The organism is Dichotomicrobium thermohalophilum, from assembly GCF_003550175.1.
Lineage (GTDB): Bacteria > Pseudomonadota > Alphaproteobacteria > Rhizobiales > Rhodomicrobiaceae > Dichotomicrobium > Dichotomicrobium thermohalophilum.
Genome location: NZ_QXDF01000001.1, coordinates 1,930,324 through 1,950,923, shown reverse-complemented (window position 1 = coordinate 1,950,923; position 20,600 = coordinate 1,930,324). Strand labels below are relative to the sequence as shown.

The window sequence follows — 20,600 nt, the reverse complement described above, 5'->3', positions numbered from 1 at the left end:
GCGGCCCAAGGATTCGTTTACGAAACGCTGATCCGGACGGCGCTGTTCGCCTAGAGCACGCCATTCTCGCGTGCCGCCTCGTCAATGATTTCCCCGATTTGCTCTGGCGCCTCCTCATGCGCCAGATGGCCCAGACCGCGCAGATAAACGACCCTGGCGTTCGGCAGTTTATCGCGCGCGCGCATCGAGTTGGAGGGCGGAATCGCCCGGTCGTCTTCGGTGGCGACCAGCACAACCGGCGTGGTTATCTTGTCCATCGCGTCCTGCAACGGCTTCAGGTCCCAGTTCGCCATCATGCCGAGCGCGCCCAGCACGTGTCCCGGCTCGCGGAACAGCCGCTTGTAAAGCGAAAGCCCCCGGTCGTCGATCCTGGAGCCGGTATTCTCGATGAGCCGCTCGACGCGCTGTGGGCTTTTCGCCTGCGCGGTGAAGATACGGGGGGTGAACGGATTGAGCAGCATTAGCCGCGCGACCGGCGGAAACACATGCCGCGCCACACCGGAAAACGGAAACAGCGCGCCGTTGAGGCTGACGATCGCCGCCGGGGTGATGCAGTTGTCGAGCACCATGCGCAGCGCAATGGCCGCGCCCGCCGAATGCCCGACGACAAGGGCAGGCTCCACGTCCAGCGCCTCGACCAGCTTGCACACAAGGTGCCCCATGTTGGTCAGCGAGAGTTCCCGGGACGCCGGCCGGTCAGTGAAGGCATGGCCTGGCAGGTCGGGCGCGATGACGGTGAAACGTTGGGCTAGGCGGGGCGCCAGGTCGCGCCAGGAATGCGTGGATGCGCCCGTGCCGTGGATCAGCAGGATGACCGGACCTTGGCCCATGCGCTGCACGTGCCAGGTCAGTCCGCCGGCCTCGACGAAACCGCTGCAGTTTCGGTTCGGCCAGTCTGCGCCATCTTTCTTCCAGTCCAGCCCGTCGCTCATCGCGCCCGCCGCATCCTGGTGCCCGTCGGCTCACGCGTTAAGCCGCCAGACGGTGAAGTTGAGCAGGCTCGCGAGGCTCACCCAGACCAGATACGGCACGAACAGCAGCGAGGCAATCGGCGAGAGCGGCCAGGCGGTGATGATGAAGCCGAGAATGGCAAGCCACATCCCGCTGACGTCGGCAAGGGCTGTCACCATGTCGCGACGGCCGAAGAACAGCCACGACCAGGCCGCGTTGAGAACGAGCTGAATTGCCCAGAAGGCCATTGCCGGCGAGGTCGGATCGGCCATCCAGACCAGATAGCCGGCCACCGCGATCATGAAATACAGCACCGACCAGACCACCGGGAACGCCCAGTCCGGCGGCGTCCAGCTCGGCTTGCGCAACCGGCGATACCACTCGCCCGGCTTGAAAATCGCGCCGGAGGAGGCTGCGACCAGCACGATCACGAAGAATACGGCAAACGTCAGATACGACACACGCGCTCCAATTCGGTTGGGCCGCGCGATCCCGTCAAGCCGAGACGGCGCGAACAGCTTGCGACACGGACGCCGCATTGGCGAATGGCAGCGGTACATAACGCGCGCCCAGGGCATCCGCCAATTGCTGTGCCGGCTTCTGCGCGCGCGGCGATGTGTCTATGACGATACCCAACAAGCCCTCGGCGCGGATCATCCGTGCGAGCGACTGTGCATCGTCCTGTGCGCGCTGGCGCCCGCCGCTCCCGTCCAGTGCGACATTTGCACGGCCATCGGTCAACAGGACCAGGATCGGCGTCTGCCCCTTGCGCTTGGCGCTCCCAGCCAGTTTTAGCCCCTCGCTCAAGCCGGATGCAAGCGGTGTGCCGCCCCCGCCCGGCAAACCGGCGAGGCTGCGCTTCGCGCGCGTCAGGGAACGCGTGGGCGGCAGCAGAAGTTCCGCTGCGCGGCCGCGAAAGCCGATGAGCGCCACCTGGTCCCGCCGGACATAGCAATCGGCGAGTAGCAGCTCGACCGCTCCCTTGGCCTCGGCGAGGCGGGTGAGGGCCGTGGAGCCGGAAGCGTCGACAACGAAGATCGTCATGGTCTCGCTGCGCTGCTTGAAGCGCGTGACCCGGAAATCCTCGGGGCGGATAATGACGCGGCGCTCCGGCGCAGACGAGGTGGACTGGCGCAGGCGTTGCCAGGGCGCGGCGGCGCGCAGCGTTTCGATAACGTTAAGCCGTGCGCCTGCGCGGGGCGCCTGAGCGCGGACGCCTATGGGCCGCCCGCGTTCCTTCGCATTGGCGAGGGCCCCCGCGTGGCCGGCCGCGCCACCGGCACGGATGTTTGGCGCGCGCAGGCTGTCGAGCAGGCCGTCGGGGATCGCGGCTTTCGCCGCGGCGAGCAGGATGTCCTCGGGTGAAGGCGCTTCGGCTTCTTTCTGTTCGGTCTCGCCCTGTCCCTCTGGCGGCTCCGGCGGCTCGGGCGGTGGTTCCTGGCTCTCCTCGTTTTGCGGCGGGGCAGGAATCTGCTGTGCGCGGTGCGCGAGCACCAGTCGCGACGCCAGAACCGCGTCCGCCTCCTTCACTTCGTCGCGGCCGTCCAACGCGGCCGCGGCGCAGGCGGCGCGGACCGCGAAGAAGGGCGCGCGCGCCGAGGGAATCCCGAGTTCCAGCGAGACGGCGCTGAGCCGCCTGATGATCTCGTCTGCCACAGAAACGCCGGCCAACCGCGCGCGGGCCGCGGCGATCTTGTCGGCATCGGGCGCGCCGGCGTCCTGCGATGCCTCGCCCCAGGACACGCCGTGCAGGTCCACCGCGAAGGCGAGCCGGTCGGTCAGCCCGCTGGGTGGGCTTTCGTCCTCGCCGATGCTTTCATCGAGCGCGACCACGCCGAAGCGCGTCGGCATGGTGATCGCCAGACCGTCGCGCTGCAGCACCACAGCGCCGCGGTCCATCGCGGCCGTGATCCGCGCGGCCGTGGAGAGTGGCACCCGCTCGGCCATTGCCAGAAGAACGAACCCGCCGTCCGCCTCCGCCAGCAGACCCCTATCGGCCACAGGGTGGCCCGCGCGCAGCGTCGCGGCGATATCGAGACCGCCGATAAGACGGTCATCGGCGATATTCGGGGGGGCAAGGCGGCGCGGTGTATCGGCGGGCCAGAGCGAGTCGAGATAGGCTTGCCATTGATCGCGGACCGGGCCGGCATGGGCATGGATCGTGATGCCGCCGAGGCCGACAGGATCGACCGCGAACAGCGCGGCGGCCAACAGGGCGTTCTGCCAAGCGGTCGGGCCGGTATCGGCCTCGAAGGGAAGCGAATCCGCCACGAGCATGTCGCCGCGCCAGTGCGCGCCATGCTCGAGGCCGGGGCCGTCCTGGCCGCTCACTGTGCCGCTGTACGGGCCGCGTCCCGGCCCGTTTCCCCGCCGAAAATTTCACCGATGGCACGGTCGACGCGCACGCCCGAGCCGGCTTCATCGAGCGGATCGCGCCGCAGACGGTGGCGCAGTGCGGCCGGGGCAACGCGGCGCAAGTGGTCCTGCGTCGCCGCCGGGGCGCCCTCCAGCGCGGCAAGCGCGCGCGCTGCGCGGATGAGCGTCAACTCCCCGCGCAACCCATCGGTGCCAAGGCTTACGCACAGCTCCGCGGCTCGCGCAACGACCTCATCCGGCACGTCGACCTCGTTCAGGCTCTCCTTTGCCCCGGCGATCGATGCGCGCAGGCCATCCTCCTCAGCCTGCCACGCCTCGTGGAAGGCGGATGGGTCGCGTTCGAACGCGTCGCGTCGGCGGATCACCTGCACGCGCTCGTCCAGATCCCGCGGCGCGGCCACTTCCACAAACAGCCCGAAGCGGTCGAGAAGCTGCGGGCGCAACTCGCCTTCCTCCGGGTTGCCGCTGCCCACCAGAACGAAGCGCGCCGGGTGACGGATGCTCAGGCCTTCGCGCTCGACGATGTTCTGTCCGGTGGCGGCCACGTCGAGCAGCAAGTCGACCAGGTGGTCCTCCAGCAGGTTCGCCTCGTCGATATACAGAAAGCCGCGGTTGGCATACGCGAGAAGGCCCGGCTCGAAGGCTTTCTCTCCGCGGGTGAGGGCGCGTTCTAGGTCGAGCGCACCGACGATCCTGTCTTCAGTGGCGCCCAAGGGCAGATCGACCACCGGAACAGAGATGGTGTGGACGGACGGCGTCGCGCCTCTCTCCGCAGCCGCGGCGCAGGCTTCGCTAAGGCCGCAGGGTTTTGCCGGATCGCAGTGATAGGGGCAGCCCTCGATCGCCTCGATCGGGGGCAGCAGCGCGGCCAGCGCCCGAACGGCCGTAGACTTGCCCGTGCCCCGCTCGCCGAAGGCCAGAACGCCGCCAATGGACGGGTCGATCGCCGCGATCATCAGCGCCAGCTTCATCTCGTCCTGGCCGACGATCGCTGAGAACGGATAAGGCGCAGCCATTAAGCAGCCACTCTCCCTCGCACGTTGACTGATTGCTGGCACGTCACGCGGCCGCGCCAGCAGTCTTTGGTGACAGCTAGGCCACGGCCCGCGCCAGCGCGCATTCCGACCACAATTCGTTGAGCGCGGATACCAGCTTGTCGATGTCGGCATCCGTATGGATCGGCGAGGGCGTGATGCGCAGCCGTTCGGTCCCCTTCGGTACGGTCGGGTAGTTGATCGGCTGGACATAGATGCCGTGATGATCCATCAGCCAGTCGCTGATCCAGCGGCACTTGACCGGGTCTTTCACCATCACCGGCACGATGTGGCTCGGGTTCGGCAGGTACGGGATGCCGATGGCGTCCAGCTTGCGGCGGACCTTGGCGACCACGCGTTGGTGTCGTTCGCGCTCGATGGAGCTTTGCTTGAGATGCCGGATGCTGGCAATCGCGCCGGCGGCCACGGCCGGGGGCAGGGCGGTGGTGAAGATGAAGCCGGAGGCGAAGCTGCGCACGAAGTCGCAAAGCTCCCTTGTGCCGGTAATGTAACCGCCGACCACGCCGAACGCCTTGCCCAGTGTGCCCTCGATGACCGTCAGCCTGTCCATCAGTCCTTCGCGCTCGGCGATCCCGCCACCGCGCGGTCCGTAGAGGCCGACCGCGTGCACTTCGTCGAGATAGGTCATGGCGCCGTGCTTGTCGGCGACATCACAGATCTCGGCGATCGGAGCGATGTCGCCGTCCATCGAATAGACCGACTCAAAAGCGACGAGCTTCGGCGTCTCTTTCGGGTACTCGCTAAGCTGACGGTCGAGGTCTTCCGGGTCGTTGTGCTTCCAGATGCGCTTTTCCGCGCGCGAATGGCGGATGCCTTCGATCATGGAGGCGTGGTTGCCTTCGTCGGAGAAGACGACGCAGCCAGGGATGCGCGCGGCAAGCGTGCTCAGGGAGGCCCAGTTCGATACATAACCGGAGGTGAACAGAAGGGCGGCTTCCTTGCCGTGGAGGTCGGCGAGTTCGCGCTCCAGCAACACGTGGTAGTGGTTTGTGCCCGAGATGTTGCGCGTGCCGCCCGCGCCTGCGCCGCAGTGGTCCAGCGCCTCGTGCATCGCCTGAAGCACGACCGGGTGCTGGCCCATGCCCAGATAATCGTTGGAGCACCAAACGGTGACCTCGGCCTCGCCGTCCTCGCGATACTGTTTGGCGCGCGGGAAGTTCCCCGCCCGGCGTTCCAGCTCTGCAAAGATACGGTAATTCCCCTCCTTGCGGAGATCCTCCAGCCGGTCGCGGAAAAACCCGTTATAATCCATTGCTCTCCTCCACTTCAGTCCAGCGAGCCCGGCGCAGACCCACGCCCAGGAAACACTTGTGGTTTGTTGTTGGGCACATCCCACGACTGCATCCGCGTCAGCGGGCTGTGCGTGCCCCAGGAAATGCCGGCCGCTTCCTCAATGCCTTTGGCCGGCTTTGTTGTGCCGGCCGAGACCGGCAAGACTTGAAACAGATCATCCCCTTCGACCTCGCCAGGCGCCACGGAGGCATTCTTGCGCCGGCGGGTGCGCTGCGCGTCGAGCGCCCACTGCCAAAGCGCCGTCGCCTGGATAGGCAGAACGAGGAACCAGTGCTCCAGCACCGCCAACGCGAGCAGCGTTCCCAGGAACACGGCGCCTACTGCTTCCCAGGCCGGCACGCCCTCGGCCAGCCCCCGCTCAAGGATCAGGACAGTCACGATCGTGGACACTGTCACCGAGACCGGAAACAGCAGGTTGAGCGGTCGGCGACGAAAATAGGTCTCCAGATAGCGCAGATGCGGCGGCAAAAATTCCTCAGCCAAGTTCGCGACACCCAGGAAGATGTTGAGTTTTGCGCTGAGCCGCATGAGCCACAATATGACAAATGTCCACAGGCCGATCTGGTTGCTCGCGCCCCAGGTGAGCATCGCCATAAGCCCCGCTGTCGCAGCGATTGCGATCTCGTGATGGATCACCGTCTCGCTGGCATAGCGGAAGCGGGCCCAGAAGCTGTCCACCTTGGGGCAGGGTGTACGGCGCGGCCCAGTCAAGTACCCGGTCAGGAAGCTCAGCTCGTGCCACGCCCAGACTAATAGTCCGCAGGTGAACGAGAGGTAGGCTCCTCCCATCGAATTGTCCGTCCCACTTACCCATAGACCGTAAAGGGCAGCCAGCGCAATTACGGTCATGACGACCATGCTCCAGCTGAAGGTTCGGCGCGGCAGCCCGTCCAGATACAGGATGAGGCCGGTGCTGAACCACCAGATGAACAGAGCGTAGAGGATCGCCAGACCGTATTCCAACATCGCGCGCAGGCCTTACCAGCTTGGCACCAGGCGGCTTTGCGCCGGCAGTTCATTGCTTTTGGCCGGAATCAGGTAGAGCCGGGCAAAGGCAAGCGCCGCAGCACCACTATAGGTAAGCCATTTCAATCGACCGAGGATGCCGCCGCGCTCTTTTGCCGCCGACATGCCGTCGGAAATCTTGCGCAGACGTTCCATCGATGCCCGGAAGGCGGGACTGTCGATGTCGACCGTCATCGGGAAGACCTGCTTGGAGATTTCCGAGGTGATGCGGAAAACCTGATAGTCGTACTCGGTCGGGTCGACATCGAGCGCGCGGTGGAACGCTGGACGGGCGTGGTCCCGGACATACATCGTCGCGTAGACGGCCAGGATAAAGAACTTCACCCAGAACTTGTTGAGTCCCTGCAGCACGTGGGGGTTGGCCCGCATCAGCAGCGCGAATGCCTCGCCGTGGCGGAACTCGTCGTTGCACCATTTCTCGAACCACTTGAAGATCGGGTGGAAGCGCTTGTCAGGATTGCGTTCCAGGTGGCGGTAGATGGTGATGTAGCGCGCATACCCGATCTTCTCGGACAGGTAAGTCGCGTAGAAGATGAACTTCGGCTGGAAGAACGTGTATTTCTTCGACTTTGTCAGGAAGCCGAGATCAACGCCGATATTGAAGTCCTTGAGCGCGTCGTTGATGAAGCCGGCGTGCCGGGCCTCGTCGCGGCTCATGTACTTGAACAGCTCGCACACATCCTTGTTGGTCCCGCGTTTCTTCATCTCGGCATAAAGCACGCAGCCAGAGAATTCGGCCGTCAGCGAGCTCACGAGAAAGTCGACAAACTCCTTGCGCAGGTCTTCGGGCAGAGCGTCGAGGTCAATCTTGTCCCATTCCTCGCCGCGCACGAAGTGGTTCTTGTTCGGGTCGGAGCGCATCTCTGCGATCAGTTCGTCCCACTCCCCGCGAACATTGCTGACATCCGTCGCGTCGAGCTTGTCGAAGTCCGTGGTGTAGAAGCGCGGGCTGAGCACCGTGCTCTGCTGCGCCGTCTGCGTCGTCTCGTTCGGGACGTAGGGCGTTTCCTCGGCAACAGACATCTTTATAGTCTCCTCTCTTCCGAGAAGCTGAATTCGCAGAGTTCCATGAACTCGAAATCACCTGTCAGGCGGGTCCAGAGCCGCTCCGGCCATGTGGCGCGCACCACTGTGGCGCGGCGCTCTTCTTCATGCGTTTCGCCGTAGGGCACGAAGATCGGCGCACCGTGAACAATCACCTCGTCGCCCGGGTGGATATCGACGACCTGGCCGAAATCCACCTCCGCGTGAAGGCTTTCGAACTTGTGGTCGACCCGTACGGTACAGGGCAATTCGAACCTCTTGCGTCTCAGCCAGCCTGTCTGGGGCAGGGGCGCTTGCGGCGCATGTGTGGTCATCTTGACACCCATCACTGCATGGACTGTGAAGACACCATTAATTTTGCAAACGCCCCCGCGTTTGTCACGCCAAATGCCCCTAAATCAATGACTCTTCCGGTCTGAGGATCTTCCAGCGTCAACCGCCCGTCGGCCCAGCGCCGCAACATGAACGGCGTGCGCGTCACTTCGCCGCTCAGCTTCCGCTCGCGCACAAGTCCGCGCAGCACGCCCCGGATAAAGCCGCCCGTTCCCGGCTCGACAACCGCGATCCTCTCGTCCGTTGCCGCCTTGTAGACCTCGACTGCGCCGTCCCGGCGGTCGACGAAGCGCAGGCTCACCCGGTCGACTTCCGCGCTGGGCGGCATGCTGACACGGCCGACATCGGCCACCTGCCCGGTGAACACAGCTCCCACGGCAAAGCCGATCAAGAGCAAGATACCGATCAGAGCTGCCAGCGGGACGCCTGTATGGTTCGAATTCTCGCTCATCGGACTTACAGACCTCGGTTCGCGGTTGATGCCTATTCAGCAGCCGGAAGCGGTTGGGCCGCTGCGGGCTGCGGTTTGCGTGTCTTGCGCGCCTTGGCGCCGGTGCGCACCTGCTTGAGCGCCGGCGCGGTTTCCTTTGCCTCCTCGGCCTGCTGCGCCGCGACCAGGGCGCGGGCAATGATCTGCGCGCCGTCTTCCACGTCCGGGATCGCGCGCATCATTGGCTCGGCCTTGGCGTAGCGCCATGGCCGCGCATTCGGCCAAAGATGCAGATAAGCGAACCGGTCGGGTCCCTTCAGCGCGAAGGGAATGTCGCCCGTGCCGCGCGGATAGACCCGTAGTCCCGCTGAATCCACACAGCGAAGCGGAATGTTGATCGTCATGGGCAGGGCCACACCGTAGTGCATGGCGATCCGCTTGTTCGTCAGCGTGTAGATCGTCGTGCGGGCGAACAGCCAGGCAAGGCCATAGAGAACGGCGAGCGCCAGCGCGCCGCCGACAAGCGACCACACGCCCGAGGAGAGTCCCGAGGCGAGAGTCCCGCCCTCCCAGAAGGAGGCGAAGACGGTCCACGCGAAGAGGAGGCCGAAGTACCCGGCGACGAAGCGCGTGTGGAAGACCCGCACGGCAAACTCGCGCCAATCCGGTGATCCCTGCCAGAGAACCCGCTCGCCCTCCGGCAGTTCGCCGGGCAGGCCACGGACACGGTTGTTCTGGTACTTGCTCATAGCATCGGCTCCAAACGCCGCGGCATGGCATAAAGGGTGCCGCCGCCGTAATATCCAACGATCTTGTCCTCTTCGAGCAGCGTCACCTGGTCCGGATGTTGGGTCTTCGGGACATCCGCGAACTGCTCGGCGGTCAAGGCGTTGATCTTCACGAAATGCGGCTTGAAGCTGCCGCCCTTGATCTCGGACATCGTCATCGGTGCAAGCACCGTGATGGTTGATGGGGCCCCCGACTGTTCGTCCTCGCCGGCGGCAGGCTGCGCGGCTTGCCGGGCCGGCACCTCGATCTCCAGATAGCGGATAATCTGCTCGGCACGGTCGACCCAGACATCCTTCACGGTGCCCGCGACCTTGCGATCCGCACCGACGACTTCCATGCCGCGCGGATCGGGGTCTTCCTCGGCGATGGTGAAGTCCGTGGCGACGCGCAGGGGCACGATCGTCGCGGAGCCGTCCTCCATGCGCTCAGGCACATCCGCGCGGTGCGCGTAGGAGGCCGGGCCGACGCCGTCGAGCATCGGGTTGCCGGTTGGCTGGAACGGCGCGCCGGACCAGGGCTCCACCGGCTCCATGTTCTTGGGTTCCGGATCGCGGCGGTCGCTCGGGGCCATCGCGGTGCCGCCATGAGGCAGCAGAAACACCTTTGGCTCAGGCACCCAGATGCCGCCCACGCGAGTGTCGGTTTCCCCCGTGACCTCTGATTCAAGGGGGTAACCTTCCCTGCGGTCCTCGCGGCGCAGGTAGAAGATCAACCCCGCGAAGAAGATCCAGAATGCATAGAGCACAACCTGGGCCACATCGATGTGACTTGTTATATCTCCAATGACGTCCATGGCACTGCCTCCGTAGTAAGCTCGCTAGCCGGGAAACTCAGCGAGACCGAATTGCGACTTGCGACTCCTTGCGCGCACGCCGGTCCGCCGCACGAGCGGCCCGATCACGGCCAGCGTCGCGAAAAGGAATAGAATTTCGAGGTGATAGACGAAGCTGTAGCCGATATAACTGCTTGCCAGACCCGGCCCGAGGGCCTGGCTCGTGGCCAACGCCGAGACGCCGTCTCGCAGCAGCCCGCCGAGCGCGATCGCGCCGCCGCCAGCTGTCGCCTGCACCGCGCCCCAGATGCCTAGCGCCAGCCCGCCATTGTCGCCTTCGGCCATGTCCATTACGGCGATCAGCGTGCTGACCGCGAACAGCCCGCCGCCGAAGCCGATCAGCGCAGAGCCGACGCGGAACAAGGTGGCGGATTCGAGTGGCCCGGCGAAAATCACGGCCGAGAAGGCGGCGATTCCCACAACCGCGCTCATCCCGGCCAGCCGGAAGGGATCGGAACCACGGCCGAGCGCGCGCGCCGCATAGGCGAGACCGGCCAGCATCCCACCAGCGAGGATAGCGGTCAGCGCCGTCGTTGCCGCCACCGACAGGCCCAGCACCTCGCCGCCATAGGGCTCCAGCAGCACGTCCTGCATCGCGAAAGCCGCCGTGCCCAGCCCCACCCCGAGGAATACCCGTCCGGAACGTCCGCCTTGGGTGAAGCTGCGCCAGGTCTCGCTGAAGGTCGGGCGCGGCCGGTCATGCGCGGTCTTCGCCGGGTCGCGGCTTTCCTGCTTCCATAGCGCAATGAGGTTCAGCACCATCGTGACCACGGCCGCGCCTTGCACCGCCTGTATCAGCTTGAGCTGGGTGAAGTCGGACAAGAGCAGGCCGAAGACCACGGCGCTGGCGAACATGCCGACCAGCAGCATGACATAGAGCAGGGCAACCACGCGCGGACGCGTCTCCTCTGTCGCCAGATCGGTTGCCAGCGCCAGCCCGGCGGTCTGCGTGGTGTGCAGGCCCGCGCCGACCAGCAGGAAGGCCAGCGCGGCGGAAGCGTGCCCGATCCACAGCGGCCCGGTCGTGTCGCCCGACAGGATCAGCAGCGCGAAGGGCATGATTGCCAGCCCGCCGAACTGCATCAGGCTGCCGAACCAGATGTATGGCACCCGGCGCCAGCCGAGGAACGAGCGATGCGTGTCCGACTTGTAGCCGATGAAGGCGCGCAGCGGCGCGAATACGAGCGGGATCGCGACCATCAGCGCCACCAGCCAGGCCGGCACGCCCAACTCGACGATCATGACGCGGTTCAGCGTGCCGGTCAGCAGCACGATGGCCATGCCGACGGAAACCTGAAACAGAGACAGCCGCAGCAGCCGCCCCAGGGGCAGGTCGGGCGTGGCCGCGTCCGCAAACGGGAGGAACTGCGGACTGAGCTCGCGCCACTGCTGGACGAATGTCTGGTTCAGCCGCTTCATTGCCGGGTCAACTCCAGCGCCTGAGAGGTGTAGAAACCGCTGGCGATGCGGGAGGTGCGCCCCAACTGCCAGTCCGCCAGATCGGGCTCGGTGGCGAGCAAGCGGGTGAGCTTGCCGTGGCTAATCGGCTCGATGGCAGGCGCCCGGTCCGAACGCGGGAACACCTTGCCTACTGCGTGCATCGTCGCGAGGGCCGGTGTCCGCGGGGCGAAGGTCATGAGGATTCCGCGCTCGGTGCGCCCGGCGAGCTGGGCGAGGGCGCGGGAGATGTCCTTGCCGTGATAGTGGATAAGCGAATCCATCGCGACCGCGTAGTCGAACAGGCCGAGCGCCGGATCAATGAAGTCGCCAACCTGAAAATCGATCCGCCCGCCGCGCGGGAAACTCTCAGGCGAGCGCTCGCGGGCAAGTTCGATAAGTGAAGCGGACAGATCGACCGCAACCACCTCCGCGCCGCGCTCCGCCGCCGCGACCGACAGCGCCCCGGTGCCGCAACCGGCATCCAGCACCCGCAGACCGTGAAGATCGGGGGGCAGCCAGTCCAAAAGCGTTTGGCGCATTCGGTCACGCCCGGCGCGGACGGTGGCGCGGATCCGGCTCACGGGCGCATCGGTCGTCAGCCGCGCCCACGCCTCGACGGCTGTCTTGTCGAAATATTCACTGAGGCGGCCGCGCCGCGCGAAGTAGGTCGAGGTCGGCATTATTCGAATCCCAGGAAGTCGAAGATGGCCCGGTCCTTCATCGGCTTGGCGTCGCAAGGTTCAACGCCGTTCCACAGCGTTGCCGCCAGCCGCATGTACTCCTCCTTCACCGCTTCCAGTTCCGGCGTGGAATCCATCTCGAACAGCACGGATTTCTTCAGCCGGCTCTTGCGGATGTCGTCGAGATCGGGGAAGTGGGCGAGGCGGCGCAGGCCGGTGGCATCGTTGAAGCGGTCGATCTCGTCGGTGTCCTTGCTCCGGTTCGCGACGACGCCGGCGACGCGCACGTTGTAGTTCTTCGACTTCGCGCCGATCGCCGCCACGATCCGGTTCATGGCGAAGATCGAGTCGAAATCGTTGGCGCTGACGATCAGCGCGCGGTCAGCGTGCTGCAAGGGAGAGGCAAAGCCGCCGCAGACCACGTCGCCGAGCACGTCGAAGATGACGACGTCCGTGTCCTCAAGCAGGTGATGCTCCTTCAGGAGCTTGACCGTCTGGCCGACGACGTAACCGCCGCAGCCCGTGCCCGCCGGCGGACCGCCGGCTTCCACGCACATCACGCCGTTATAGCCCTCATAGACGTAGTCTTCCGGTCGCAACTCCTCGGAGTGGAAGTCGACCGACTCCAGGATGTCGATCACCGTTGGCACAAGGCGCTTGGTGAGCGTAAAGGTCGAGTCGTGCTTCGGATCGCAGCCGATCTGCAGAACGCGCTTGCCCAGCGCCGCGAAGGCCGCCGACAGGTTGGAGGAGGTCGTGCTCTTGCCGATGCCGCCTTTTCCGTAAACCGAGAAAACCTTGGCGGTGTCGATCTGCACGGACGGGTCCATCTTGACCTGAACGCTCCCCTCGCCATCCTGGCGGCGATCGGCGGGGCGGGTGTCGAGAAGTACTGTCATGCCGGTCTCCTTGGGGTGTTTATGCGGCCACGTCTTCGGTGATGCCTTCCACCTGATCCTCAAGCTCGGCGCTTGCCTGGCTCAGGGCTTCCAGCGTTGCCTCGTCGGGTGACCAGTATTGGCGTTCGTGGGCTTCGATGAGCCGGTTGGCCATCTTGGCCGAGGCTTTCGGGTTCAGCTCCGCCAGCCGCCGGCGCATGTTTTCATCGAGGACGTAGGTCTCGGTGAGCTGCTGATAGACCCACTCAGGCACCTGTCCGGTGGTCGCGGACCAGCCGACCGTGTTTGTGATGTGCGCCTCGATCTGGCGCACGCCCTCGTAGCCGTGGCGCAGCATGCCCTCATACCATTTCGGGTTGAGTGCGCGGGTGCGGGTCTCCAGTGAGACCTGCTCGTTGAGCGTGCGCACGGTGCCTTCGCCGCGTGTCTGGTCGCCGATATAGACCTGCGCCGCCTCGCCGCGGGCGCGCTCGACTGCCTTGCCGATGCCGCCGAGCGTGTCGAAGTAGTGGTCGATCGTGGTCACGCCCAGCTCGACCGATTCCAGGTTCTGATAGGCCAGCTCGACATTCGACAGGACGCTCTGCAGAAGCTCTTTCTGGCGGACCGGCTTGCCCGAGCAGCCATAGGCGAAGCATTTCCGGCTCTGATAGGTTTCGGCCAGCTCGGTTTCTTCCTCCCACGCCCCGCTGTCGAGAAGCTGATTGACGTTGGAACCGTACGCGCCATCGGCATTCGAGAACACGCGCAACGCCGCCGTCTCCAGGTCGCAGTCATGAGCCTCGGCATAGGCGAGGGCGTGCTTGCGGATGAAGTTCTGCTCGACCGGCTCGTCCGCCTGCGCGGCGAGGAGCGCGGCTTCGGCCAGCAGGCGCGTTTGCAGCGGCAGCAGATCGCGGAATATGCCGGACAGCGTCACCACCACGTCGATCCGCGGGCGGCCAAGCTCTTCCAGCGGGATCAGCTCCGCGCCAGCCAGCCGGCCATAGCTATCGAAGCGCGGCCGCGCGCCGATCAGCGCGAGCGCCTGCGAGATCTGGCTCCCCTCGGATTTGAGGTTGTCGGTGCCCCACAACACCATCGCCACGGTCCGCGGCAGGGCGTAGCCGTCCTGCCTGTAGCGTTCGAGCAGCCGCTGCGCCTGGGCCGCGCCATCTTGAACGGCGAAGGCGCTTGGCAGGCGGAACGGGTCGAAGCCGTGCAGGTTGCGCCCAGTTGGCAGAATGTCCGGCGAGCGCAGAAGGTCACCGCCCGGCACGGGCGGGACGAAGCCGCCATCAAGCGCGTGGATGAGGGCCGGGATTTCGCTGTCCTGCATCAGCAGCTTGTTGGTGGTGGCCAGTTCGCGGGCCAACGACAAGTGTTCCTCGCTCGCTTCGAGGCCGGCGGTCGCGAGCGCGTGCTCTGGTGTATCGCCAGCGGCCAGCGCGTGGGCGAGTTCATTGCTCAGGCTCGCACCGTGTGAGGCCTCGGCGATCGAACGCAGCAGGTCGGCCCGATCCTCCCCGCTCATGGCCTCGCCGACGACGTGCAGGCCGTTCGGGATCAGCGTCTCCTCAAGCTCCGCGACGTCTTGCGACAGCTTGCGGATGTGGTCTGACGCATCCCCTTCCCAAACCGGCTGAGCCTCGGCCATCTCCAGTTCGGCGGCCTGCGACTGGATGAGGATAGCAAGCTGCTCGCGCTCCTCCGCCTCTTCTGGAGGCAGCGCACGCCACCGCTCGATTGAGCTTTTCAGGTCCAGCAGCCCGCGATACAGGCCCGCATGCGTAACGGGCGGCGTCAGGTAGCTGACCAGCGTGGCCGCGGACCGCCGCTTGGCGATCGTGCCTTCGGACGGGTTGTTGGCGGCATAAAGATAGATATTCGGCAGATCACCAATCAGCCGGTCCGGCCAGCACATGTTGCTCAGGCCCGACTGTTTGCCCGGCATGAACTCCAGCGCGCCGTGTGTGCCGAAATGCAGCACCGCGTTGGCGTCGAAGTCCTCGCGCAGATAGCGGTAGAAGGCCGAGAAGGCGTGGGTCGGCGCGAAGCCCTTCTCGAACAGAAGGCGCATCGGGTCGCCCTCGTAGCCGAAAGCGGGCTGCACGCCGATCAGAATGTTGCCGAACTGCTTGCCGAGGACGTGGAGCGTGCGCCCGTCCGTCTGCTGGCGGCCCGGCGCGGGGCCCCACTGTTCCTCGATGTCGGCCAGCCAGCGTTCGCGCTGAACATGATCGTCGACAGGGATGCGGGCATGGACGTTGGCATCCGCGCCATATTCGGCTGCGTTGCCGTGGATGATTTCTTCACGCAGGGCATCGACCGTCTCCGGGATCTCGACGTCATAGCCGGCGGCCTTCAGCGCCCGCAGCGTGTTGTGCAGCGACTCGAAGACCGAAAGATAGGCTGCCGTGCCGGTCGCGCCGCCATTCGGTGGGAAGTTGAACAGCACGATCGCCAGCTTGCGCTCGTGCCGCGGTGTCTTGCGCAGCCGCACCATCCGCTCCACGCGCGAGGCGAGCTGCTCGGCCCGGGCGATGCAGACCTGCATGGCGTTGACGCCGTCCCGGCTCTCGAAGCGGCAGTGGCGCTCGCAGCCCTCACAAGCCATGCCGGATGTATCGGCGCGCCCGCCATAGACAAGCGGCGAGGTCGCGCCGTCCAGTTCCGGGATGGCGACCATCATCGTGGTCTCGACGGGCATCAGCCCGCGGTCCGAGCCGCCCCACTGCTGCAGTGTCTGGAACTCCATCGCGTGCGCGGCGGTGTAGGGCACGTCGAGTTTTTCGAGCATGTCCTGCGCGGCGTCGGCATCGTTGTAAGCCGGGCCGCCGACGAGCGAAAAGCCGGTCAGGGATACGACGGCATCGACGACCGGCTTGCCGTTTTTCATGAAGAAGCGCTCGATCGCCGGGCGCGAGTCCAGGCCGCTGGCGAAGGCCGGAATGACGCGGAAGCCGCGCGCCTCAAGCGAATGGATGACGCCGTCATAATGTCCAGTGTCGCGCGACAGGATGTAGGAGCGCATCAGGAGCACGCCGATCGTGCCGCGCTCGCCCTTGCTTTCCGGCAGTTCTTCGGCGCGCTCGGCCACGCGGCCGACCATCCTGGGGTGATAGACGCCCGTCTCCGGATAGACGACCGGCGGTTGGACATTGATCGTCCCGCGCAGCGCCAGCCGCGCGCCGTCGGCATAGCGGTCGATGAGCTGGCGGACCATGTTGGCGAGGTTGTCGTCCGAGCAGGCCAGCCAGTACTGCATCGTCAGGAAATAGGCCCGCACGTCCTGTGCCGTGCCGGGGATAAATTTCAGGATGCGCGGCAGGCGGCGGAGCATGGCCATCTGGCCCGCGCCGGAACTCTTCTTCTTGTCGCTGGAGCCGCGCAGGCGCTTCAGAAGCTTGACCGCGCCGGACGGCTCGCCACCCATGGTGAATTTGCCCATGCGCGTCAGGCGCATGACTTCGCCAGCGGACATGCAGGCGACCATCGCATCGCAGCTGTCGCGGCGCGCTTCGAGGGCCGGCAGGATCGGCTGGATGTGCTCATCGAGGAACATCATCGTCACGATGATGATGTGACCCTTGGCGATGTCGGCGCGGCAGGCTTCCAGTGCCTCTTCGTTTTCGGCCCAGTCCGAGGCAGCGTGCAGGCTCAGATTGATGCCAGGGATGTCACGGCGCAGGTCTTCGCGGGCGCGCTCGGCCGCGGGCGCCAGATGCTTGTCCAGCGTCACGATCACCACATTGACGGGTGCGATCTCAGCGGCCGAAATGTGCTTTTGCATCGTAAAGTGTCTCGACGGTTATCTGTGACAGACCTTTTTCCGCAGCGAAGGCTTCGGCATTTCGCTTGGCCTTGCCGCGAACGAAGAACGGAATCTTTCGAAGCTCTTTCTCGGCATCCGGCTCCCAGATGATGGGGGCCTTGTCGTCAGCCGCCGCAGCGTCTGGCTTTTCGGGCTGCGCCTGAACGCGCGGGCCGGTTTCGCCATGCATGGCCAGGTGCGAGGGAACAGCGTCGTCGTTGAACTCGAAGTCCTCGCGGAACATCCCGAGCAGGTGCTCTTCCAGGCCCATCATCAGCGGATGGACCCAGTCGTCGAAGATGACGTTCGCGCCTTCAAAGCCCATCTGCGGGGAGGTGCGCGCGGGATAGTCCTGTACGTGAACCGGGGCGGAGATCACGGCGCAGGCGATGCCGAGGCGCTTGGCGATGTGCCGCTCCATTTGCGTGCCCAGCACAAGCTCGGGCTGCAGGTCTTGCACCTGCTGCTCGACTTCGAGGTAGTCGTCGGTGATGAGCGCCTCGATGCCGAGGTCCTTCGCCTTGGCGCGGACATCGCGCGCGAATTCCCGGCTGTAGGTGCCAAGCCCCACGACTTCGTAACCGAGTTCTTCCGAGGCGATGCGCGCGGCGGCGAGGGCGTGGGTGGCGTCGGCGAAGATGAAGACGCGCTTGCCCGTCAGGTAGTTCGAGTCGATCGAGCGCGAGTACCATGGCAGGCGGCACTCTAGTTCTTTAAGCGCGGCGGCCGGATCAATGCCTGCCAGTTCCGCCACTTCGTGGATGAAGTCGCGCGTGGCGCCCACGCCGATCGGCACGATCGTCGTGCGCGGCTGCTTGAAGTTGCGCTCCAGCCAGCGGGCGGTCGTGTCCGCGATCTCGGGATACATGACCACGTTGAAGTCCGCCTCGCCAAGCCGGGCGATGTCTTCCGCCGTCGCGTTCAGCGGCGCGCAGACATTCACGTCGATGCCGAGCTTGTCGAGCAGGTAGGTAATCTCGCGCACATCGTCGCGGTGCCGGAAGCCAAGTGCTGTCGGCCCCAGCAGGTTGCAACGCGGCCGTACGCCTTCCTCGCGCGGCGCGGCCTCCTCGGCCGGGCGGACCAGCTTACGGACCAACTGATAGAAGGTCTCCGCCGCGCCCCAGTTCTCTTTCTTCTGGTAGGACGGCAGCTCGAGCGGCACGATCGGCACCGGGATGCCGGAGGCAGCGGCGAGCCCGGCCGGGTCGTCCTGGATAAGCTCCGCCGTGCAGGACGCGCCGACCAACATCGCGTTCGGCTTGAACCGTTCATATGAGGCGAGCATGGCGTCGCGGAAAATCTCGGCGGTGTCCTTGCCGAGGTCGCGCGCCTGAAAAGTCGTATAGGTCACCGGCGGGCGATGGTCGCGCCGCTCGATCATCGTGAACAACAAGTCAGCGTAGGTATCGCCCTGCGGGGCATGGAGGACGTAATGCACGTCCTTCAGCGCGGTGGCGATCCGCATGGCGCCGACATGCGGCGGGCCTTCGTATGTCCACACGGTCAGTTGCATTCCGGTCTACACCTTCAGCTTTGCGCGGCGCACGAGCGGGCGGGCGAACAACTCGGCGAGGTCGCCGGCCTGGTCGAAGCCCTGCGTCGGCGTGAACAGCAGTTCGATGGACCACTTCGTTGCTAGCCCCTCCGCCTCCAGCGGGTTGGCCAGGCCGAGGCCGCAGACAGTCAGGTCAGGCGTGGCCGCATGGCAGCGGTCGAGCTGCTTTTCCACATCCTGTCCCTCGCTGAGCTGCACGTCTTCCGGCAGCATCGAGAGTTCGTCGGCAAGGTGCTGCTGATGCAGGTAGGGCGTGCCGACCTCGATCAGCTCCATGCCCATTTCCCTTGACAGGAACCGCGCGAGCGGCACTTCGAGCTGGGAATCGGGGAAGAAGAAGATGCGTTTTCCGGCAAGTTGCTCGCGGTAGCACTCCAGGGCGCGTTCAGCGCGGGCCCGTCCCGAAGCCGTGACTTCATCAAACGTCTGCTGGTCGATGCCCCACTGATTGGCCGCGGCCTTCAGCCAGCCGGTCGTGCCCTCCACGCCGAGCGGGAAGGGTGCGGGGATGCGCTTCGCGCCGCGATCTTCCAGCGCGCGGGCCGTGTCCATCAGATAGGGCTGCGCGAGCAGATAACGGGTGTCCGGACCGACCGGGGGCATTTCGTTCGAATCCCGCATCGGCAGATAAACCGGCGTCGGCAGGCCCATCCGCTCGAAAATGCGGGTGAACTGATCCTCCACCACATCGGCCAGACAGCCGACGATCATCAGTGACTGGTCCGAGCCTTCGGGCAGAGTCGGCAGTTCCGGCACCATCGAGGCGAGGCAGCCGTCCTCGCCCTGGGTGAAGGTCGTCTCGATGCCGCTGCCCGAGTAATTCAGGATGCGCACATCCGGTGCGTAGTTCTTCGAGAGGCGCTCCGCCGCCTTGGACAGGTCGAGCTTGATGACTTCCGAGGGGCAGGAGCCGACCAGGAAGAGCAGGTTGATGTCCGGGCGGCGCTCCAGCAAGCGGGCGACATTGCGGTCCAGCTCGTCGTTCACATCGGCCATGCCGGCGAGATCGCGCTCGTCGATGATCGCCGTGGCAAAGCGCGGTTCGGCGAAGATCATCACGCCGGCGGCCGACTGCATGAGATGGGCGCAGGTGCGCGAGCCGACGATCAGGAAGAAGGCGTCCTGTATCTTGCGATGGAGCCAGATGATACCGGTCAGACCGCAGAAGACTTCGCGCTGGCCGCGTTCGCGGATGACCGGGCGCTCGCTGCACCCCTCTTTCGGCGCGGGGACATCGGCGATGACGGCATGGCTCATTGCGCACCTCCGACCGGGCTGAGCGGGGGTTCGGCGGCCAGACGCTTGGCGGCTTCCTCATCGCGGCGGGCGGCACGCAGCTTCAAAACGAACTGCGCGGCGTTGACGACGTAGGCCGCATAGGCCGCAAGGGCGAGAATCATCTGCTCGAGCGGCGTGCCCCAGCCAAGAAAGACCGCGGCCAGGTAGGCCGTGTGCAGCGCCAGTACGAGCATGGAAAAAACGTCTTCCCAGAAGAAGGCGGGGGCGAAGAGGTAGCGCCCAAAGACCTCCTTCTCCCAGATCGCGCCGGTCACCATGATCGTGTAAAGCACGAGCGTCTTGATCACGATCGACCAGGTCGCCAGCGCAAAGCCTTCGCCCGTGATGATGTAGCGGATGACGAAGGCGAGGCTCACCAGGAAGACAAGGAATTGAAAGGGGGCGAGGACCCCCTGGACCAGCGTCCAGGGAGAGGAGTCGCGGCGCTCACGCTCTTGCGGCGTGTAAAGCGGCTTTCTCGGCGACTGACGCTGATGCTCCCGCATCGCTTGACCTTATGTGAAGTTCGGTTGACACTCTCACTGTAAGGCGGGTCGAGCGCATGAGTCAACCATTCTTGACGTAAAGCGTGCTTTACATTCGAGCCGAGTTGTGTCTTAATCGATCTGCACCGTGAGAAGCACTGACGAGGGCTGGCGTTCGTCGGAGAGCTTTAAATAGAGATGCAAATATTCTTATGTGATACAGGATTGGGGAGGCGCTATTTAAGACGAAAATTTGAGACAACTCTTCCCAATGGCAGGGGCGTCGATGTACCTTGACAATGCGGTCTTTCGTAACCACGAGCGGCCGCGATGTCTCC

General features: G+C 65.2%; 18 protein-coding genes. All 18 read right to left on the bottom strand.

Features of this window, described 5'->3' with window-relative positions:
• Positions 1-50: 50 nt before the first annotated feature.
• The 18 genes from bchO to bchF all read right to left on the bottom strand — a co-directional run bounded on the left by bchO (position 51) and on the right by bchF (position 20,283).
• A complete protein-coding gene (bchO, locus tag BXY53_RS09065) occupies positions 51-932 on the bottom strand; it encodes an alpha/beta fold hydrolase BchO (RefSeq protein WP_119061499.1) in 882 nt (293 codons plus the stop codon).
• Positions 933-962: 30 nt separating this feature from the next.
• Entirely contained in the window at positions 963-1,412 is a 450-nt protein-coding gene (locus BXY53_RS09060) for a TspO/MBR family protein (protein WP_119061498.1), read from the bottom strand.
• A gap of 34 nt (positions 1,413-1,446) precedes the next feature.
• Positions 1,447-3,282: a magnesium chelatase subunit D gene (locus BXY53_RS09055; protein WP_342634969.1), complete on the bottom strand. Its 1,836-nt coding sequence runs from the start codon at positions 3,280-3,282 to the stop codon at positions 1,447-1,449.
• Positions 3,279-4,343 (bottom strand): magnesium chelatase ATPase subunit I, encoded by a 1,065-nt coding sequence (bchI, locus tag BXY53_RS09050; RefSeq protein ID WP_119061497.1) that lies wholly within the window; start codon positions 4,341-4,343, stop codon positions 3,279-3,281. The genes BXY53_RS09055 and bchI overlap by 4 nt, the downstream gene beginning before the upstream one ends.
• Positions 4,344-4,419: 76 nt before the next feature.
• Complete coding sequence (gene hemA / locus BXY53_RS09045) at positions 4,420-5,634, bottom strand: 5-aminolevulinate synthase (protein ID WP_119061496.1); 1,215 nt, start codon at positions 5,632-5,634, stop codon at positions 4,420-4,422.
• 14 nt (positions 5,635-5,648) lie between these two features.
• Entirely contained in the window at positions 5,649-6,641 is a 993-nt protein-coding gene (gene puhE / locus BXY53_RS09040; RefSeq protein WP_119061495.1) for a putative photosynthetic complex assembly protein PuhE, read from the bottom strand.
• A gap of 12 nt (positions 6,642-6,653) precedes the next feature.
• Positions 6,654-7,724, bottom strand: a complete 1,071-nt coding sequence (acsF, locus tag BXY53_RS09035; protein WP_119061494.1) for a magnesium-protoporphyrin IX monomethyl ester (oxidative) cyclase — start codon at positions 7,722-7,724, stop codon at positions 6,654-6,656.
• Positions 7,725-7,726: 2 nt separating this feature from the next.
• A complete protein-coding gene (locus BXY53_RS09030; RefSeq protein WP_119061851.1) occupies positions 7,727-8,059 on the bottom strand; it encodes a hypothetical protein in 333 nt (110 codons plus the stop codon).
• Positions 8,060-8,070: 11 nt separating this feature from the next.
• Positions 8,071-8,529: a photosynthetic complex assembly protein PuhC gene (puhC, locus tag BXY53_RS09025; protein WP_119061493.1), complete on the bottom strand. Its 459-nt coding sequence runs from the start codon at positions 8,527-8,529 to the stop codon at positions 8,071-8,073.
• Positions 8,530-8,561: 32 nt separating this feature from the next.
• Positions 8,562-9,257 carry a photosynthetic complex putative assembly protein PuhB gene (gene puhB / locus BXY53_RS09020; protein ID WP_119061492.1) on the bottom strand — a complete coding sequence of 232 codons (696 nt, stop codon included), beginning with the start codon at positions 9,255-9,257 and terminating at the stop codon, positions 8,562-8,564.
• Positions 9,254-10,090: a photosynthetic reaction center subunit H gene (puhA, locus tag BXY53_RS09015; RefSeq protein WP_119061491.1), complete on the bottom strand. Its 837-nt coding sequence runs from the start codon at positions 10,088-10,090 to the stop codon at positions 9,254-9,256. Before puhA ends, puhB begins: the two co-directional genes overlap by 4 nt.
• A gap of 24 nt (positions 10,091-10,114) precedes the next feature.
• Positions 10,115-11,548: a BCD family MFS transporter gene (locus tag BXY53_RS09010; RefSeq protein WP_119061490.1), complete on the bottom strand. Its 1,434-nt coding sequence runs from the start codon at positions 11,546-11,548 to the stop codon at positions 10,115-10,117.
• Positions 11,545-12,249: a magnesium protoporphyrin IX methyltransferase gene (gene bchM / locus BXY53_RS09005; protein WP_119061489.1), complete on the bottom strand. Its 705-nt coding sequence runs from the start codon at positions 12,247-12,249 to the stop codon at positions 11,545-11,547. The genes BXY53_RS09010 and bchM overlap by 4 nt, the downstream gene beginning before the upstream one ends.
• Positions 12,249-13,148 carry a ferredoxin:protochlorophyllide reductase (ATP-dependent) iron-sulfur ATP-binding protein gene (gene bchL / locus BXY53_RS09000; RefSeq protein ID WP_119061488.1) on the bottom strand — a complete coding sequence of 300 codons (900 nt, stop codon included), beginning with the start codon at positions 13,146-13,148 and terminating at the stop codon, positions 12,249-12,251. The genes bchM and bchL overlap by 1 nt, the downstream gene beginning before the upstream one ends.
• 19 nt (positions 13,149-13,167) lie before the next feature.
• Entirely contained in the window at positions 13,168-16,920 is a 3,753-nt protein-coding gene (locus tag BXY53_RS08995; protein ID WP_119061487.1) for a magnesium chelatase subunit H, read from the bottom strand.
• The gene (gene bchB / locus BXY53_RS08990) at positions 16,895-18,457 is read right to left on the bottom strand and encodes a ferredoxin:protochlorophyllide reductase (ATP-dependent) subunit B (RefSeq protein WP_119061486.1); all 1,563 of its coding nucleotides are present in this window, start codon (positions 18,455-18,457) and stop codon (positions 16,895-16,897) included. Before bchB ends, BXY53_RS08995 begins: the two co-directional genes overlap by 26 nt.
• Positions 18,458-18,463: 6 nt before the next feature.
• Positions 18,464-19,756 carry a ferredoxin:protochlorophyllide reductase (ATP-dependent) subunit N gene (locus tag BXY53_RS08985; protein WP_119061485.1) on the bottom strand — a complete coding sequence of 431 codons (1,293 nt, stop codon included), beginning with the start codon at positions 19,754-19,756 and terminating at the stop codon, positions 18,464-18,466.
• On the bottom strand, positions 19,753-20,283 hold the full coding sequence (gene bchF, locus BXY53_RS08980; RefSeq protein WP_119061484.1) for a 2-vinyl bacteriochlorophyllide hydratase: 531 nt from the start codon (positions 20,281-20,283) through the stop codon (positions 19,753-19,755). Before bchF ends, BXY53_RS08985 begins: the two co-directional genes overlap by 4 nt.
• Between the last annotated feature and the right edge of the window lie 317 nt (positions 20,284-20,600).